The sequence below is a fragment of the Kocuria salina genome (assembly GCF_013368965.1).
In the GTDB taxonomy this organism is placed as follows: Bacteria; Actinomycetota; Actinomycetes; order Actinomycetales; family Micrococcaceae; genus Kocuria; species Kocuria rosea.
In genome coordinates this window covers 122,587-139,155 of sequence record NZ_SSSF01000002.1, presented here as the reverse complement: position 1 = coordinate 139,155, position 16,569 = coordinate 122,587, and the positions used below count along the sequence as shown (strand labels likewise).

General features: G+C 72.0%; 14 protein-coding genes. 6 read left to right on the top strand and 8 right to left on the bottom strand.

What is annotated here, in order from left to right; all coding sequences use genetic code 11:
- Positions 1 to 15: 15 nt before the first annotated feature.
- Positions 16 to 2,832: a phosphoenolpyruvate carboxylase gene (gene ppc / locus E7Z53_RS04720; RefSeq protein ID WP_176337307.1), complete on the bottom strand. Its 2,817-nt coding sequence runs from the start codon at positions 2,830 to 2,832 to the stop codon at positions 16 to 18.
- A gap of 225 nt (positions 2,833 to 3,057) precedes the next feature.
- Between ppc and E7Z53_RS04715 the strand changes: the two genes are divergently transcribed.
- Positions 3,058 to 3,588, top strand: a complete 531-nt coding sequence (locus E7Z53_RS04715) for a hypothetical protein (protein WP_176337306.1) — start codon at positions 3,058 to 3,060, stop codon at positions 3,586 to 3,588.
- 42 nt (positions 3,589 to 3,630) lie between these two features.
- Here E7Z53_RS04715 and E7Z53_RS04710 read toward each other — a convergent pair whose 3' ends face one another.
- Positions 3,631 to 4,134, bottom strand: a complete 504-nt coding sequence (locus E7Z53_RS04710) for a phosphoribosyltransferase (RefSeq protein ID WP_017832986.1) — start codon at positions 4,132 to 4,134, stop codon at positions 3,631 to 3,633.
- A 124-nt stretch (positions 4,135 to 4,258) separates the two neighbouring features.
- Between E7Z53_RS04710 and E7Z53_RS04705 the strand changes: the two genes are divergently transcribed.
- Together E7Z53_RS04705 and E7Z53_RS04700 are read left to right on the top strand one after the other, a co-directional pair.
- The gene (locus E7Z53_RS04705; RefSeq protein WP_176337305.1) at positions 4,259 to 4,834 is read left to right on the top strand and encodes a cysteine hydrolase family protein; all 576 of its coding nucleotides are present in this window, start codon (positions 4,259 to 4,261) and stop codon (positions 4,832 to 4,834) included.
- A gap of 158 nt (positions 4,835 to 4,992) precedes the next feature.
- On the top strand, positions 4,993 to 6,945 hold the full coding sequence (locus E7Z53_RS04700) for a hypothetical protein (RefSeq protein ID WP_176337304.1): 1,953 nt from the start codon (positions 4,993 to 4,995) through the stop codon (positions 6,943 to 6,945).
- A gap of 123 nt (positions 6,946 to 7,068) precedes the next feature.
- Here E7Z53_RS04700 and E7Z53_RS04695 read toward each other — a convergent pair whose 3' ends face one another.
- From E7Z53_RS04695 to E7Z53_RS04670, 6 genes are all read right to left on the bottom strand, one after another.
- Positions 7,069 to 7,785: a cation diffusion facilitator family transporter gene (locus E7Z53_RS04695; RefSeq protein ID WP_176337303.1), complete on the bottom strand. Its 717-nt coding sequence runs from the start codon at positions 7,783 to 7,785 to the stop codon at positions 7,069 to 7,071.
- Positions 7,782 to 8,114, bottom strand: a complete 333-nt coding sequence (locus tag E7Z53_RS04690) for an ArsR/SmtB family transcription factor (protein WP_176337302.1) — start codon at positions 8,112 to 8,114, stop codon at positions 7,782 to 7,784. Before E7Z53_RS04690 ends, E7Z53_RS04695 begins: the two co-directional genes overlap by 4 nt.
- A gap of 41 nt (positions 8,115 to 8,155) precedes the next feature.
- The gene (locus E7Z53_RS04685) at positions 8,156 to 9,838 is read right to left on the bottom strand and encodes a peroxidase family protein (RefSeq protein WP_176337301.1); all 1,683 of its coding nucleotides are present in this window, start codon (positions 9,836 to 9,838) and stop codon (positions 8,156 to 8,158) included.
- Between the two features lie 165 nt (positions 9,839 to 10,003).
- Entirely contained in the window at positions 10,004 to 10,543 is a 540-nt protein-coding gene (gene lepB / locus E7Z53_RS04680; protein WP_176337300.1) for a signal peptidase I, read from the bottom strand.
- 69 nt (positions 10,544 to 10,612) lie between these two features.
- On the bottom strand, positions 10,613 to 12,451 hold the full coding sequence (locus E7Z53_RS04675; protein ID WP_255219439.1) for a multicopper oxidase family protein: 1,839 nt from the start codon (positions 12,449 to 12,451) through the stop codon (positions 10,613 to 10,615).
- Between the two features lie 35 nt (positions 12,452 to 12,486).
- Positions 12,487 to 13,038, bottom strand: coding sequence for a hypothetical protein (locus E7Z53_RS04670; protein WP_152609241.1), 552 nt, complete (start codon positions 13,036 to 13,038; stop codon positions 12,487 to 12,489).
- 331 nt (positions 13,039 to 13,369) lie between these two features.
- On the opposite strand from E7Z53_RS04670, the gene E7Z53_RS04665 reads away from it, so the two are divergent.
- The 3 genes from E7Z53_RS04665 (at position 13,370) to E7Z53_RS04655 (ending at position 16,541) form a co-directional block, all read left to right on the top strand.
- On the top strand, positions 13,370 to 14,329 hold the full coding sequence (locus tag E7Z53_RS04665; protein ID WP_176337299.1) for a BTAD domain-containing putative transcriptional regulator: 960 nt from the start codon (positions 13,370 to 13,372) through the stop codon (positions 14,327 to 14,329).
- Positions 14,330 to 14,487: 158 nt separating this feature from the next.
- Positions 14,488 to 15,153 carry a response regulator transcription factor gene (locus tag E7Z53_RS04660; protein WP_052132837.1) on the top strand — a complete coding sequence of 222 codons (666 nt, stop codon included), beginning with the start codon at positions 14,488 to 14,490 and terminating at the stop codon, positions 15,151 to 15,153.
- Positions 15,150 to 16,541: a sensor histidine kinase gene (locus E7Z53_RS04655; protein ID WP_176337298.1), complete on the top strand. Its 1,392-nt coding sequence runs from the start codon at positions 15,150 to 15,152 to the stop codon at positions 16,539 to 16,541. Before E7Z53_RS04660 ends, E7Z53_RS04655 begins: the two co-directional genes overlap by 4 nt.
- The last annotated feature ends 28 nt before the right edge of the window (positions 16,542 to 16,569 follow it).

Here is a 16,569-nt window from a genome sequence, read left to right as displayed (position 1 = left end):
GCCCGGCCCGGGCGGTCAGCCGGTGTTGCGCAGGCCGGCGGCCACCCCGTTGATGGTGATGAGCAGGGCCCGCTGCAGGCCCTCGTCGACCTCCCCGCCCTCGGCGTCCTGCTCCCGGATCCGGCGGAGCAGCTCCACCTGCAGGTAGGAGATGGGGTCGAGGTACTGGTCCCGCACCTCGAGCGTCTGCTTCAGGGTGGGGTTGCCGTCCAGCAGCTCCGCCTGCCCGGTGAGCCGGGCGAGCTCGTCGAGGGTGAGCTCGTACTCGCGGCGGATCACCTCGAACACGTGCTGGAGCCGCTCGGGCACCAGCGCCCGGACGTAGTGGGCGGCGATCTCCAGGTCGGTCTTCGCCACGGTCATCTCCACGTTGGAGATCACGGAGCGGAAGAAGTGCCAGCGCTCCAGCATGGTGCGCAGGTCCCCTTCCATCCCCGCCTCGCGGGCGGCGCGCAGGCCCGAGCCCACCCCGAACCAGCCGGGCACGATCTGCCGGGACTGCGTCCAGCCGAAGACCCACGGGATGGCCCGCAGCCCGGACAGGCCCTTGTCCGACGACGGGCGCTTGGCCGGGCGGGAGCCGATGTTCAGCGCGCCGAGCTGCTCCACCGGGGTGGCGGACAGGAAGTACTCCGGCAGGTCGGGGTCCTCGACCAGGCCCGTGTAGGAGGCGAAGGCGGCGTCGCTGACCACGTCCATGACCTCGCCCCACCGGTCCAGCTCCTCCTCGGTGGAGCGCGGGTCCTGGTGCAGCGCCGTGGCGCGCAGCACGGCGGCCAGGGACAGCTCGAGGTTCTCCCGGGCCAGGGCGGGGAGGGAGAACTTGTCGCTGATCACCTCGCCCTGCTCGGTGAACTTGATCTCGCCGGCGAGGACGCCGCTGGGCTGGGCGAGGATCGCGTCGTGGGTGGGGCCGCCGCCGCGGCCCACGGAGCCGCCGCGGCCGTGGAAGAGCCGCAGCCGCACGCCGTGCCGGGCGGCGACGTCGCGCAGCCGGCGCTCGGTCCGGTGGATCTCCCACCGGCTGGTCATCACCCCGGACTCCTTGTTGGAGTCGGAGTAGCCGAGCATGACCTCCTGGATGTTCCCGCGCGCCGCGACCACCCGCCGGTAGGCCGGGTCGGAGAGCAGCTCGTCGATGACCTCCGCGGAGCGGCGCAGCTCCCCGACGGTCTCCAGCAGCGGTGCGAAGCCGAGGGTGGCGCGGTCCTGCTCGCCGGTGAGGTCCACCAGCCCGGCCTCGCGGGCCAGGATCACGGGGGCCAGGATGTCGTCCGCGTCGCGGGTCATGGACACGATGTAGGTCTCGACGATCTCCTCGCCGTAGGTCTCCTGGGCCCGGGCGATCTCCCGGAAGACCGCGAACGTCCGGTCCGCGTCGCCGTCGAGGTGCACGGCGCCCGTGGACAGACCCGGCGGGGCGAGCGGGCGGCGGCCGGCGAGCTCCCCGGCGAGCGCCGCGGCGCGCGCCCCCCGGTCCATGTCCGCGTACGGCTGGTCCAGCTCGCCCAGCCGGTCGAGCAGCTGCCCCACGGCCTCGTGGTGGGCGTCGGCGTGCTCGCGGACGTCCAGGGTGGCCAGGCCCAGGCCGAAGCCGGCGATGGTGCGGGTCGCCGCGGCGAGCGAGCCGTCGGCGGCGAGCGCGCCCGCGTGGTGCCGCAGCGAGCGTGCCACCACGTCGAGGTCGGCCACGAGCTCGGCGGTGGTCCGGTAGTCCCGGCCCGGCTCGTGGACGGTCTCCTCCGCGAACCGGCGGCGGGTGTTGATCAGCTTGGCCTTGATGCAGGTGAGCTTGAGCCGGTACGGCTCCTGCGCGTTGAGCTCCAGGACCCGCGGGTCCAGGCCGGGCAGGTGGGCCACGTCCCGCTCCACGGACTCGCGGAGCTCGGGGTCGACCTCGACGATGGCGGTGGAGGGGGACAGCCGGGAGACCAGCACGTCCAGGAAGCTCAGGGCGATGTCCACGGCGGCCTGCCCCTGCAGCTGGAGGACCCGGCGGGTCATCTCGGGGGTGACGTTGGGGTTGCCGTCCCGGTCCCCGCCGATCCAGGACCCGAAGCGCAGCGGCGGGGGGCCGGCCGGCAGGTGCACGTCGTGCTGCGAGAGCTGGTCCTCGAGGTCCGCGAGCAGCACGGGCATGGTCTCGGTGAGGACCTCCCGCAGGTAGTACAGGGCGTTGCGGGCCTCGTCGAGCGGGGTGGGGCGGTTCTGGCGCAGCTCGTCGGTCTGCCACAGGAGCTCGATCAGCTCGGCGAGGCGCCGGTCCTGGCTGCGGCGCGCGGCGGAGCCCTCGGCGGTCTCGCGGGCCAGGATGTCGGAGAGGTGCCGGATCTTCGTCAGCACGGAGCGCCTGGAGGCCTCGGTGGGGTGCGCCGTGAACACCGGCCGGACGTCCAGGCTGCCCACCGCCTCGCGCAGGGCGTCGGGACCGGCCTCGGCGGCGACGTCGGCGACCGCCGCGGCGAGCCACCCCTCGTCCTCGGGGCGGCGGCCGAGCACGCGCACGCGGTGCACCTGCTCGGCGGCGTTGGCCAGGTGGAAGTAGTGGGCGAAGGCCCGCACCAGGTCCGTCGCCCGGTCCAGGGGCAGGGAGCCGAGCAGGTCGCGGACCTGGCCCGCGGCGTCGTCGGCCCCGGAGGCCTTGGCGTCCTTCGCGTCCTTGGTGAGCCGGCGGACCTGCTCGACCAGCTCCAGCAGCTCATCGCCGCGCTGGCGGGCCAGGGTCTCCCCCAGAAGGGTCGTGATGCGGCGGACGTCCGCACGCAGCGGGGCGTCGATCACCTCGGCGCGGTGGCGGTCGGGGGCTGCGGTCCGGTCGTGCTGAGTCGTCATGTCGCGGCTGCTCCTGGCTGGTCGGTCGTCACGGGTGCGCGCACGACCGACGAGCGGTCGCGCCGTCGGTGCCTACCGTGCCAGCCTACCCCGGGTGATCCACGTCGCACGGGCCGCCCCGGGGAGGTCCCGCGGGGGACGCTCCCGGGAAACCCGTGCCGGACGGGGCAGGGAGCGGTAGGTTCGGCGGTGAGCACACCTCGCGCGCGCCAGGAGGCACAGGCCATGAGCCAGCACCCGCACGGTCCCGGCGGCCCGCACCGTCCGGGCGGCGGGCCGCCCCCGCGGCTCCCCGGCGGCCCGGGTCCCGGCACGGTCCCGCCCGGGCCGCCGATGACGGCCCGGCTGCGCCTGCTGCTGCGGCTCACCCTGCTCTCGTTCGCGGTCAACGTGGCGGACACGTTCGTGCAGGCGGTCGCGGGCCCCAGCGCCCAGCTCCCCGGTATGGAGGACCTGGTGCGGGTGCCGGGGCTCCCCGGCGCCGGGCTGTCCGCCGCGCTGGCGCTCCTCGGCGTGGTGCTGACGACGGCCCTCTACTCGCTGGTCTGGTTCCCGCTGCGCGAGCAGCTGCAGTGGGGCTGGATCCTCGGCATCGTCTTCTGCTCCCTGGCCGTGCTCGGCGACCTCTTCGACCTGGCGGTGTTCCTCCTGGGCGGGCACCTGCTGCCCGGGCTCAGCACCACCGTCCTGGTCGCGGTCAACGTCGTGTGGCTCGTCGTGGCCGGCCACCCCGGGGTGCGGGCGGCGCTGCGCTGACCGGATGAGGAGCGGCCCGGGCGGGACGCGGCCCGGGGGCGGTCAGGCGCCGGCGGTGACGGGTGGGGCGGCCGACCAGGGGAAGACGATCCAGTCGTCGGTGGCCTTCCACAGGTAGTCGGGCCGGATCACGGAGCGGGGCTTGCCGTAGATGACGGCGGAGCGCGCCTCCGCGCCCAGGCCGCGCAGCAGCTCCAGCACCAGGGCGAGGGTCCGCCCGGAGTCCGCCACGTCGTCGACGACGAGCAGCTTCCGGCCCGCGATGGACTCGGTGTCCAGCATCGGGGCGAGCAGCACGGGGTCCGGCAGGGTCTGGTGGACGTCGGTGTAGAACTCCACGTTGATCGCGTCCGAGAGCTTGACCCCCATCGCGTAGGACAGCGCACCGGCCGGGAGCAGACCGCCGCGGGCCACCGCGATGATGATGTCCGGCAGGAAACCGCTGTCCACGACGCTCTGGGCGAGCTCCTGGGTCGCTTCGCCGAAGCGTTCCCACGTGAGGATCTCCTTGCCCTCGAGCTCGAGGGCGTCCGCGTGATAGGCCATGCGCCTCAGGCTACCGGAGCCCCGGAGCGGGTGGAGCCGCGCGCCCGAAGGTAGTAAGTTCACTGATCGGATCGTTGTCCACCGGAGCCCCCCGCGGGGCTCCCCCCGCACCGGAGAGGACGCCATGCCCCAGCACCCGGCGCAGGGCCGCACCGCCCTGCTCGTCATCGACATGCAGAACTCGTACTTCGACTTCCCCGAGCTCGAGGAGCAGCGGGAGCCCGTGACGGAGAAGGTCAACGAGCTGATCCGGGCGGCCCGCGACGGCGGCTGCCCGATCGTGCTGATCCGCACCCAGCACGAGCGGGACGGCTCCACGTGGACCGTCAACATGCACGACGACGGGCAGGGCTTCGCGTTCCCCGGCACGGAGCAGTCCGAGTACGTGGCCGGTCTCGACACCGAGGGCGGGACGGGGCTGGTCAAGACCCGGGACAGCGCGTTCTTCGACACGGACCTCGCGGCCCGGCTGCGCAACCTGGGCGCCACCCACCTGATGCTCTGCGGGATCTCCACGCACAGCTGCGTGGCCCAGACCGCGATCGACGCGTTCGCCCACAACTTCCGGGCCGCGGTGGCCCGGGACGCCGTGGCCTCCGAGAACTCGGAGCTCTCCCGCGCGCTGCTGGCGTTCCTCGAGGACGAGATGCGCCAGGACATCCTGCACCAGGACGACGCCGTGGCCCGGCTGCGGAGCTGAGCGCAGTCCCTCCTCCGGGCCCGTCATGACGTCGTGCGTCGAGCCCTCCCCCCTCCCGTTCCGTGGCGGCCCCGGCCCGGGCCCGGTGCCACAGGGTTTTCTCAAGTGCGCTTTTGCATATTCGCGCTATCAGCACCGCCGCTACTTGAGGAGACATCATGAGCACCTCCACCGGGCCCCGCGAACTGCTGCGGGACCCGCCACAGCACCCCCGCGGCCGCCGCACGGTCGCCGCCGCCGCCGCGCTCCTGCTCGGCGCCACCGGCATCAGCGCCTCGACCGCCGCCACCGAGGTCGTCCAGCGCAACCCGGGCGGCCTGACCGCCGTGGGACCCGTGAACACCGAGCACGGGTTCCCGGCCTGGTACGAGGACAGCAGCAAGGTCCGCACAGAACTGTGCCTGGACGGCGACAACCCGCTGTGCGCCTTCCCGCCGGGGGACGTCCCCGATCCGCTGAAGCCCATCTCCTTCCCGGACAACTTCCCCGGCGAGGCCTTCTACATGCTCGCCGGCTCCGAGGTCCAGATCCCCGGCGGTGGGGACGCGGTCCTCACCCTCGCCCTGGAAGCCGCCTTCGCCAACGAGAACCCGGTCCCGGGGGACCAGGTCGTCTTCTCCCGCCAGCGCATCGACGTGGACGACGCCGCGCCCAACACCACCCTGACCTTCCAGCACCCCTACGGCACCGTGACGGTCGACACCGACGAGCGGGGCCGCGGGCGCCTGGTGGAGGACGTCTCCCCCGCCATCGGCAACTTCCAGACACCGCTCAAGGGGGACCTCGGACCGTTCCTGAAGTGGGACGCCGGGGCTCCCGAGGGCTACCTGGGCAACCCCGACGTGGAGCACACCGTGACGGGCAGCCCGCTCGGCACGAACTTCTTCGAGGTGAAGACCTCGGACGGCGCCACCGCCCGCAACGACCAGTTCTCCGTGATGGGCAAGATCTCCACCAACACGGGCGTGCAGGCCGACCGGGCCGTCGTCGGCGGAGGCCACCTCGACGTCTTCGCCACCAGCCGCGGGGACCAGCTCGAGGTGGTCGGCCAGGACGGGGTCTTCGCGACCACGCCCATGGAGAAGGACGAGGGCGACTCGGAGCGCGCCTACGCCCGCATCGCGTACACGGGCGCCGCTCCGGCGACCGTGACGGTCCGGAACCTCGGGGACAAGCCCGTCAGCAGCGCCGAGGTCGCCGTCACCGACGTCTCGGTCGCCACGGCCGCGACCTACGACGGCACCGCCCTGACCGTCGAGGCGACGTCCGCCTCCGGGACCGCCCCGGAGGTCGCCGGCTTCGGGAAGCTCACCGCCACCGGCACCGCGAACGTCTACAAGGGCTCGTTCCCCACGCTCGCTCCCCCGGTCGAGGCCACGGTCTCCACCTCCGGGACGAGCCGGACCACCGTGCCCGTGGTCGTCACCGGCGGGGACGCCACCCCGGTCGGCGAGGCCCCGATCGATCCCGCCCCGGATCCCGGTCCCGTCACGGAGGGCACCACCCCGGACAATCCCGACGTCGTGCAGCCCGCGGCCACCGCGGCCGTCGCGGCCCTGCCCGGCTCGGTGGCCCGGGGGATGGCCACGGAGCTGGACGGCAGCGGGTCCACGAACGCGGCCTCCTACGAGTGGACGCAGGTCAGCGGGCCGCAGGTGACGTTCAGCAGCAAGACCGTGGCCAAGCCGAAGGTGGTGGTGCCGTTCTTCACCACGGTCTCCGCCACGGCGCCCGCGGCCGCGGACCAGGACCCGGTCCTCCAGCTGGTGGTCAAGAACGCCGCCGGGGTCGCGAGCGCCCCCGCGACGATCACCCTGAAGAGCGACGACGTGGTGACCGTCGCGGCGGCCTCGCGCCACCGGGTCGGCAAGGAGCTGCGGCTCACCGGCACGGCGCTCGTGCCCGGTGCACCGTCCCTGCTGAACCCGGCGACCTCGGTGAACATCTACAACACGACCTCGGGCACGCCGGTCAAGGTCGGCTCCGCCCCGGTGGACTCGCTCGGCAACTGGGAGTACCGGGCCAAGCCCGGCCCGGGCCAGCGCATCTCGAGCGTGCTCGTGCAGTCCACGCGCGGCGGAGAGGCGAGGGGGGTGGTGGGCACCGGATGAGCATCTGAGACAGCGCTCCCTCCAGCCGGCCCGTGCTCCGACCCCCTCGGCGCACGGGCCGGCCCCTGGGTGCGCTCCCGCCCGGACGGGGCCGGCCGCCCGCAGGGACCGGCGGCCGAGGGGTCAGGGGGCGCAGCAGGAGCAGCCGGGGCCGCACGCGCCGGCGCACCCGTCGCCGTCCTCGTCGTCACCGACGAGCACCGCCGCCGGGGTGCAGCAGGCGTCCCCCCGCCAGGCCTCCAGCCCCTCCTTCACGGCGAACCCGGCGATGACCAGGGCCGCCAGCGGGTCGGCCCAGGACCAGCCCAAGGTGCTGTTGAGCAGCAGTCCGACCAGCAGCACGGCCGAGAGGTAGCTGCAGATCAGGGTCTGCTTGGAGTCGGCCACCGCCGACGCGGAGCCCAGCTCCCGGCCGGTGCGCCGCTCGAACCAGGACAGCAGCGGCATGATCACCAGGCTCACGGCGGCCAGTCCGATGCCGACCGGGGAGTGCTCGGGCTCGGCGGCCCCGAGCAGGCTGCGCAGCGCATCGACGGTGACGAAGGCGGCCAGGCCGAAGAAGGAGAACGCGATCACCCGCAGGGCCACCTTCTCCCGGCGGTGCGGGTCGGGAGCGGCGAACTGCCAGGCGACCGCCGCAGCCGAGAGGACCTCGACGACGGAGTCCAGCCCGAAGCCGATCAGCGCGGCGGAGGAGGCGATGGTGCCGGCGGTCAGGGCGACCACGGCCTCGAGGACGTTGTAGGTGATGGTGCCGGCCACGATCAGGCGCACCCGCCGGTGCAGGACCGCCCGGCGTGCCGAGGTGAGGGGGCCCGGTCCCAGAGTGCGGGAGCTCATGCGCAGGTGCATCCGGCCGGGGAGCAGCAGGTGGGGTCCACGGTCACCACCAGCTCCAGCAGGTCCCCCAGCGCCGGGCCGAGGCGAGGATCGGCCAGCCGGTACCAGGTGCTGCGCCCCTCGGCGGAGGCCGTCACCAGCCCGCATCCGCGCAGGCAGGCGAGCTGGTTGGACATCACCTGCTTGGACACGCCCAGGGCCTGGGCCAGCTCCGAGGGGCGGCCCGGGGCGTGGCGCAGGGCCAGCAGGATCTGGAGGCGCGTCTCGTCGGAGAGGGCGGCACCCAGCCGGGACAGCGCCGAGGTGTGGGTGGGGGCGACGAAGGACATGCCCTCACGGTACACGCTTCCGTGTACTCACAGCAGGCGGGTCAGGCGCCCCCGGGGTCCTCGTCCTCGGGGTGCTCGTCCTCGAGGTCCTCCTCCTCCGGCAGCTCGACCTCCGGGTCCTCGTCCTCGTCGCCGACCGGCATGTTCTCGAGGGCACCGGCCATCTCGAGGAAGTCGCCGCACTCGAACGGTGTCCTCGCAGGCGCCCATCCGGTCCGGGCGTTGAGGAACGAGGAGCGGTCCAGGGAGAGGATGCCGAGGACGACCTCCGCGATGATCCTCCCGCCGACGGGGCCCAGCGTCCTGCCGCCGAGCAGCTCCGCCTCCTTCAGGATGTAGTACCAGAGCGGTGCCCGGCCCTTCCAGCCGGGGTCCGTGAGCCCGAGCCTGTCGTTGGGGATCGGTGCCACACCCATGGCCTTGGCGACGTCCTGGCCGGCCGGCAGGCCGAGCCGCTTGCCCCGCACCAGGTTCCGGTGGGCCAGGGAGAGGATGGCGCCGTCTACGTGCTGCACCACGGTCGGCGGGAGCTCGTTGAGCGGGAGCGCCAGCTTGGTGTCGATCAGCCGCGTCATGTTGCGGTCGTCCGGCTCGCTCATCCCGGGGACGTCGAAGAAGTAGTTCCAGTCGGCCCGTGCGATGGTCGGCAGCGGGCGGGACCCGCGGAGGTCGTTCGCGGGGTGCCCGAAGAAGGGAATGGTGACCGCGTCGTGCATCTCGTACTCGGCGCGGATCATGCTGTGGCCGAACCGGTAGGCGGCCACCGAGTACTCGATGGGCATCATGGGCCGGGTGGGATTGCCGGGTTTGTAGAACTTGCAGTCCACCCCGGTCGGTCCGCCCCTGCGCGGCTTGAGCATGCCGGCCACCAGCCCCCTGCCCACCATGCGGGGCAGGAAGTCGTGCACGATCAGCCACTGGTAGTGCCACCGGGTCATCTGCTGCGCCTGCTGGAACGTCATGCCCTCGTCCACGAACCTGTTGTGCAGCTGCAGGAAGGTGAGGTGGAACTGGGCGACGATCAGGTTCTCGTCGTTGCGGTGGTCCCCGATGATCGCGGTGCCGTCCGCGTTGCGCGGCAGGTCCGGGAAACCGTCGTGGTTCCGCCCGATGCGCATCCGGCGCCGATCGGCCGGGTCGTAGAGCTGGGGGTCGGCGGCCGGCCCCCTGCCGTAGACGGAGCCCAGCTCGAAGAAGGGGGTGTCGAAGTTGGTGAGTCCCTTCGGGTCCAGCTCCTGCTGCGGCATGGGCGTCTTGTCGAGCGTCATGTCGTGGTCGATGAACTGCCCCAGATAGGCGTAGCCGGCAGGAATGTCCGGGTTGTCGAACCCGTCGTTGCTCAGCGAGACGTCGGCCAGCGGCGGGGTGCGGTCGACCATCTGCTGCGCGAGGTCCGCCAGCAGGTCGTCGCTCGGGGCGAAGGCCGGGAGCTTCTTGAACATGACCCCGAAGCGTCCCTCCTTGGTCCGCCCCGCGGTGACCGCGATGTCGGAGCCCCGCGGCGCCCCCGTACCGTGGCCCGACCGGGTCGCGCTCAGCACGCGAGCCGCAGCGGGAGCCGTGGGCGCGGGGACTTTGGGTGTGGGCGCCTTGGGCGCGGCATGGGCCTGCCCCGTGACCGGCAGCGCGGCCAGGCCGGCCATCACGCCGGTGAGGACGCCTCTGCGCGAGACGCCCTCCGCCGCCGTCTCCTCCGGCACGCGGATCCTCTTCGTGGTCTTCATCGGATGCCCTTCTCCCCCAGTTGGTGCATGTGCAAACAGACAACGGTGCGGGTCTTGGAAATACCTTGCGGATGCCCCGTTCATGACATGGAGGAGCGGGCCCGGGACGAGGGCAGTGGCGAGTCCCGGGCCCGCTGGTGCGGTTGCCGTCGAGCGGCGGCGGGCTTAGGGCCGGGGCAGCAGGACCGTGGCTTCCAGGTCCTCTGCGGGAACGGTGCCGAAGTGCCGGGAGTCGACCGACACGCCCCGGTTGTCGCCCATGACGAAGACGTGTCCGTCGGGGACGGTGACCGGGCCGAAGTAGGTGCCGTCGATCCGGCTGTGGTCGACGAACGGCTCGTCGACCGTCCTGCCGTCGACGACGAGGAGGGAGTCCTCGATCGCCACGGTCTGTCCGCCGGTGGCCACCACCCGCTTCACGGTCATGCTGCCGTCGTCGGGGTGGGGGAAGACGACCGCGGTGCCCGCGGACACCGCGGCGGGATCGGGATCGGGCTTCAGCAGCAGCGCCACGCTCTTCTGCCCCATGGCGGGCTCCATGCTGTCCGAGGCGACGACCACGGGTTCGATCAACCAGACCCGGGTGGCCAGGACCAGGACCAGGCCCAGCAGCACCGCCCAGACCGCCCGCGGCCCGATGGGCCGGTGACGTGTCCGGTCCGGCTTCTGCCGGGTCGGGACGGGGGCGGGTCTCAGCTGCACCATGTCAGCTCATCCTCTCTTCTCGGGACAGCGGGGCCGCTGCGCCCGTGCGGCTGATACGACAGGTCCACGTCATCTGCCGGCACGCGGACCCTTGGTCTGCGTCTTCTTCCCGGACTTCTTGGTGGGCGTGGGCGTGGGCGACGGCGAGGCGGACGGCGACGACGTGGCCGACGGCGAGACTGACGGCGTGGGCGAGGCCGACGGCGAGGGGGACGGCGTGGGGGAAGGAGTGGTGCTGCTCGTTCCCGCCGGCACCGCCGGGTCCGCCGTCATCGGATCGTTGGGGTCCGGGTCCGCCGACTCGCCGACCTGGTACTGCGCCATCATGTCGTGGTCCTCGTGGACGAGGTTGTGGCAGTGCACCATGTACCGGCCCTGGTGGGGTCCGAACTTCATGAGCAGCCGGACGGTCTCCCCCTCGCCCACGTAGACGGTGTCCTTCGGCCCCTTCTCGTAGGCGAACGGAGCCCGGCCGTTGCGTCCGATGATCTTGAAGTCGATGAGGTGGATGTGCATGGGGTGGAACCACCCGCCCGAGGAGTTCTCGAACTCCCAGATCTCCGTGGCCCCCAGCTCGACCTCCGCCATCACCTTGCGGTAGTTGCTGGCGATCACGTCCGCCCACGTCTCCCCGTCGATCGTCCAGGTGCTGTCGTCGCGCTTCACCCGGAAGTGTCGTCTCCTCGTCGACTGGCTCTCCTGCAGATCCATCACCTCGCTGCCGACGAGAGCGGTGGGAATCCGGTTCCAGGTGGGGTCGGACGTGTCCACGGGCTCGTCCACGACGTCGAAGGCCATGATCTTGTTCGTGAAGTCGTAGTCGACGTTGTTGTCGTTGGACAGGTTCTGCAGTTCGATCCGCTGTCCCGTCCTGTACTTGCTGAAGTCGACGAGGAACTCGTAGCGCTCGGCGCCGGCGTGCCGGTACTCGCGGACCGACTGGGCGCTCGGCATCAGCCCGCCGTCCGTGGCGACCATGACGAGCGGGTCCCCCGTGCTGAGCCGGGGCCGGAAGGACCGGGAGATGCAGCAGTTGAGGAAACGGAACCGGTAGACCCGCTTCTGCACCTTCATGACGGGCCAGGGCCTGCCGTTCACGAGGATGACGTCCCCCCACAGCCCCGACCGGCTGTTGTCGTCGTAGCCGAGAGCTCCGTTGGCGGCGAACATCGCGTCGGAGACGGTGAGCGCGACGTCGTACTTCCCCCGCGGCAGGAGCCGCTCCGAGTTGGCGTCGTGCATGTGGTACTGCCCCGCCAGCCCCGAATAGGCGTTGAGCGCAGTGTGGTGGACCCCGTGGTCGTGGTACCACAGGGTCCTGGCGCCCTGGAAGTTCGGGTACTTGTACGTCTTCTGGAATCCCGGGCGCGTGATGTCGCTGGCATAGCCGTCGTACTGGGGCAGCGACGCGGAACCGTGCAGGTGGGTGGACGTGTCCAGGCTGTGACCGTCCAGGGCGTGCTGGCGCGGCAGCTTGTTGACCACGGTCAGCTCGATCTTCGTGCCCTGGTAGACGTCGATCGTAGGGCCCGGGAAGATGCCGTTGTAGCCGAGAATGGGCGTCAGGAGACCCGCCTTCGGCAGGATCTGGGCCGAGGCGGCCTGCTCCGTGACCGTGTAGTACTTGATGGGCTTCCCGTCGACGGGATCGATCGTGGGCCGGCCGAGCGGGTCGTCAGCAGCGAGAACGGGCGCCTGGGCGAACTCGGTCCGGAACGGCCTGGGCATCAGGGAGTCGGCGAGCGCGCTCGCCGACTTGGCGTTGACCGCTGTCGTCGGCACGCCCAGAGCCGCCCCTGCGACTCCCAGCCCGCCCAGCAGCAGGACGTTTCTTCTTGAGACGGCCATGATGTTGCTCCCCCTTGGATCGGGACCGTTGCGCTCCGCGCGGTCCCGCGTTCTGGTCATGACATATGGTGGAACGACCGGGTCGTTCCGTGCGGTCAGCGTCCTCTGCCGCCGCTGTGGTGTTCGGCACCCATCGAGAGGCGCACGTCGCCGGCTCCGGCGAGAGTCAGTTCGAGGGCTTTGTCGGGCACCTCGAAGACCAGCTCCGCCTGCACGGTCTCGTTCTGCGCGAGCGGAGCCTCGGAGGGCGACGCCCAGACCACCTGCGACGTGCGGCCCCCGAGCCGTTCCACCACGTAGTCGTCGGCGTCGAAGTCCAGGCCTTCGGGCTCCATCGCGGTGAGCTCCAGCAGGACGATCACCAGGTGGGCGCCGCTCGGAACGTCTCCGCTGAGCTCCGCCGGCACGTCCCGTCCCTCCTGGGCGACGAACTGCGTGTACGGCATGACCCCGTTGAGACGCGCGAGCCCTCCGGGCACGGACCCGGAGGCTCCGAGCATGGTGCCCGGCTCTTTCTCCGCGGAGAGGGCACCGTGCGCCAGCACCAGAAGGACCGCCAGCAGGAACAGCGCCGGCGGCATCCAGCGGTGGCGTCCCCGCCGGGCCGGCGGGGTGTCGACGACGGCTGTTGAGTCCTGAGTGGTCATGACCCCACGGTCGGCACGGAACCTTGGAGAAACGTTGCGGTGCGGACCGATCACCTCCGCACGTCGTCAGCTCGGGGGACAGTCGCCCCGTGTTCATGACGTTCCATGTCGCAGATCGGTGCCGGTGAAGGCTGCGGTCGGGCCCGTCCGGCCCTCGGGGCGGGCTGCTTCCAGGCGGTCGAGGCCCGGACTCCCGGGGGCCGGCGCCCTGTGCGCCGGTCATTCCCTTTGGCACACCCCTCAGATGGGGGGTGCCCCACCCCCCATCCGGTGCTGTTGGCCGAGGGGGGCCGCCCGCCACAGTGGAGGCACTTCGGGGGGAGTGATCACGATGGATGTTTCTACTGTCGACGTTCGAACCGCAGCCGGTGCCACGGGGGCCAGGCTGTCGGTGCAGGTCATCGGTCCGTTGGTGGTCCGGTGCGGGAGCCGGACCCTGACGTCCAAGGAGCTGGGGGGTCCCCGGCAGCGGCGGATCCTCGAGATCCTCCTCCTGCATCTGGGGACACGGGTGTCGAAGCAACGACTCGTCGATCTGCTGTGGGGGGACGACGCACCCGCGGCGGCTTCCGCGAACCTGGAGAGCTACGTCAGCGTTCTGCGCCGGCACCTCCAGCCCGGGCAGGGCAGGAACGGTCCGCTGAGGACCACGAACGGCGGCTACGTCATCGACGCCGCCCTGGTGGATCTGGACCTGCCCCGCTTCGAGCGACTGCTGGAGACTGCGATGCGCTCCTCCGCCCGCGAGGCGGATCGGCTGCTGCACCGAGCGCTGGGCATGGCCTCGGGCTCCCTGCTGGAGGACGAGCAGGACTGCGAGTGGATCGAGTCCCAGCGCAGCGCCTTCGCGGCTCGAGTGACCGAGGCCCGTGTGCTGCTGGCCGAGGCAGACCTCGAGCTGGGCCGCTGCGAGGAAGCCGTGGCCCAGGCACGGAAGGTGGTCGCGGCCGACCCGTTGAACGAACGAGCCTGGACCGTGCTCGTGCTCGGGCTCGAAGGGGCTGGGCGCTCGGTCGAGGGCCTGCAGGCCTACGAGCAGTGCCGGTGGACCCTGGACCAGGAGCTGGGATGCGCTCCGTCCGGGGTGCTGCAGTTGGCCTACACCCGCATGCTGCAGGCCACGGCCGCGACCGGCGACGAGCTGGGCCAGGCCCTGACGGCCCTCCTGGTGCTCCACAGCCGGGCCGGCGACCCCGACTGGGTCCCTGGCGCCCGCGTCCCGCTCGCCCGGCAGGAGGCGGTCTCGGTGCTCCAGGCCTTCCTGGGCCGCAGCCTGAGCACGGCCGCATAGGGGGTGGAGGCATGAGCTGGTGCAGCCGACGGCGTTCACGAACCGAATGTCCCCTTGTCAACCCCCAAACAGATGACACTCGCCCGCTTGGTGTCCATGATTTGCAATCGGCATACTACCCACACGTAGTACAGGGGTTGCCGGGGGGCTGGTCCAAGATGGACGCTGACATTGCGGAGGGGCGCGCGGCGCGCACCTCGATCCTGGTGGTGGACGACCACACCACGTTCGCGGAGCTGCTGACCGGCGCGCTGGGCCAGGAGCCGGACCTGTGCAGCGTCGGCGTGGCCGACGACGTCGAGTCGAGCGTCCGCCTGTGCGCGGCGCTGCGGCCCGATGTGGTGGTCATGGACTACCACCTCGCCGGCGGCAACGGGGTGACCGCCTCCGCCCGGATCCTCCGGGACCGGCCGGGGACACGGATCGTCATGCTCACCGGTGACCCCACCCAGCACGTGCTGGAGGCCGCCGCGAGCACCGGGATCTGCGCGTTCCTGCCGAAGGACGGCTCGCTCGCGACCCTGCTGGAGACCATCCGCAGCGCCCGCTGCGGCACGATGGCGGTCCACCCCTCACTGCTCGCGACCACGGATCCGGCCCGCCGGCCGGACCCCGGGGTGCCGGCGCTCACCCGGCGCGAGCTCCAGGTCCTGCGCCTGATGGCCGAGGGGCACAGCGTGGGCGCGAACGCACGACTGCTGAACATCACCCCGAACACCTGCCGCGGCTACGTGAAGACGATCCTCGTCAAGCTGGGGGCCCACTCCCAGCTGGAGGCGGTCGCCGTGGCCTCGAGGCTCGGCCTGCTGACGGTCCGGTCATGAGACGCCTGCTCTCGCACGTGGGCCGCGCCGACCCGGGGGCTGCGGTCGTCTTCGACGACTGGCCGCTGCCCCCGCCGGCCCCGCCGACCGACCGGTCCGAGGTGCGGGCCGCCGTTCGCAGGTTCCTGCTCACGGGACTCGTGGTGCTGCTCGTCGCCGCCGTGCCCACCACCTGGTGGATCCGGGCCGTCGCCGAGGAGCACGCCGTGCAGCACGTCCTGCGCGTCACCCAGCGGCTGGCCACCCACGCCGTGGCGCCCCTGATCACCGACGACCTGCTCGCGGGCGACGCGGCCGCCACGGCCCAGCTGGACGTGCGGATGCAGCCCTGGCTCGACGACGGGACCATCCACCGGATCAAGATCTGGGACGATGAGGGCACGATCGTCTACTCCGACGAGCACGAGCTCGTGGGGCAGAACTACGGCCCGCCCCCGTGGGACGAGGACCTCGTGGCCCGGGGCGAGGGGGTCGCCACCATCGAGCACCAGCAGGCGGCGGAGAACTCCCACGAGTCCGGCGCGGGGCAGCTGGTCGAGGTCTACGTGGGGTTCGTCCCCGCCGGCGGCGAGCAGCTGGTCCTCGAGGCGTACTACGACGACTCGATCGTGCGGGACGAGCAGAGCTCGGTGCTCATGGGCATGGCGCCGGCGCTGCTGCTGACCCTGGCGCTGTTCCAGCTGGCGCAGCTCGCCCCGGCGGTGGGTCTGGCCCGCCGGATCCAGGACCACCGGACGGCCCGCGCACAGCTGCTCCAGCACGCCGTGGACGCCGCCGAGCTGGAGCGGGTGCGGGTCGCCCGGGACCTGCACGACGACGTGATCCAGGACCTGGCCGGCCTGTCCTACTCCCTGGAGGCCCAGGAGATGACGGCTGACGTCCCGGAGCAGCGCAGCGCGCTGGGCCGGTCCCGGACGATCCTGCAGGGCAGCCTCCGCACCCTGCGCGGGATCACCACCGCCCTGTACTCCCCGGACCTGCTCACCCTGGGACTGCCGAAGGCCCTGGCCCGGCTCGCGGACCCGCTGGCCCAGCGGGGGATCGACACGTCCGTGCAGATCGGTCCCGCGGTGTTCCTCACCCCGGAGCAGGAGGGCATGTTCCTGAAGGTGGCGCGGGAGGCGTTCGCGAACATCTCCAAGCACGCCCACGCGTCCACGGTGAGCCTGCGGCTCGGCGTGGAGCACGGCGCCACGGTGCTGACGATCAGCGACGACGGCACCGGCTTCGACGACTCCCGGGGCTCCCCCGAGGGCCATCTGGGCCTGCGGATCATGCGGGACATCGCCGACGCCGCGGGGGCCGCGCTCGAGGTCCGGTCGCAGCCGGGCGTCGGGACCACGGTGCTGGTCACCCTGCCCCACGACGCGGTCACGACGCGGCTCTGAGCGGCCCGCCCCGGCCGGCCGGGGCGGG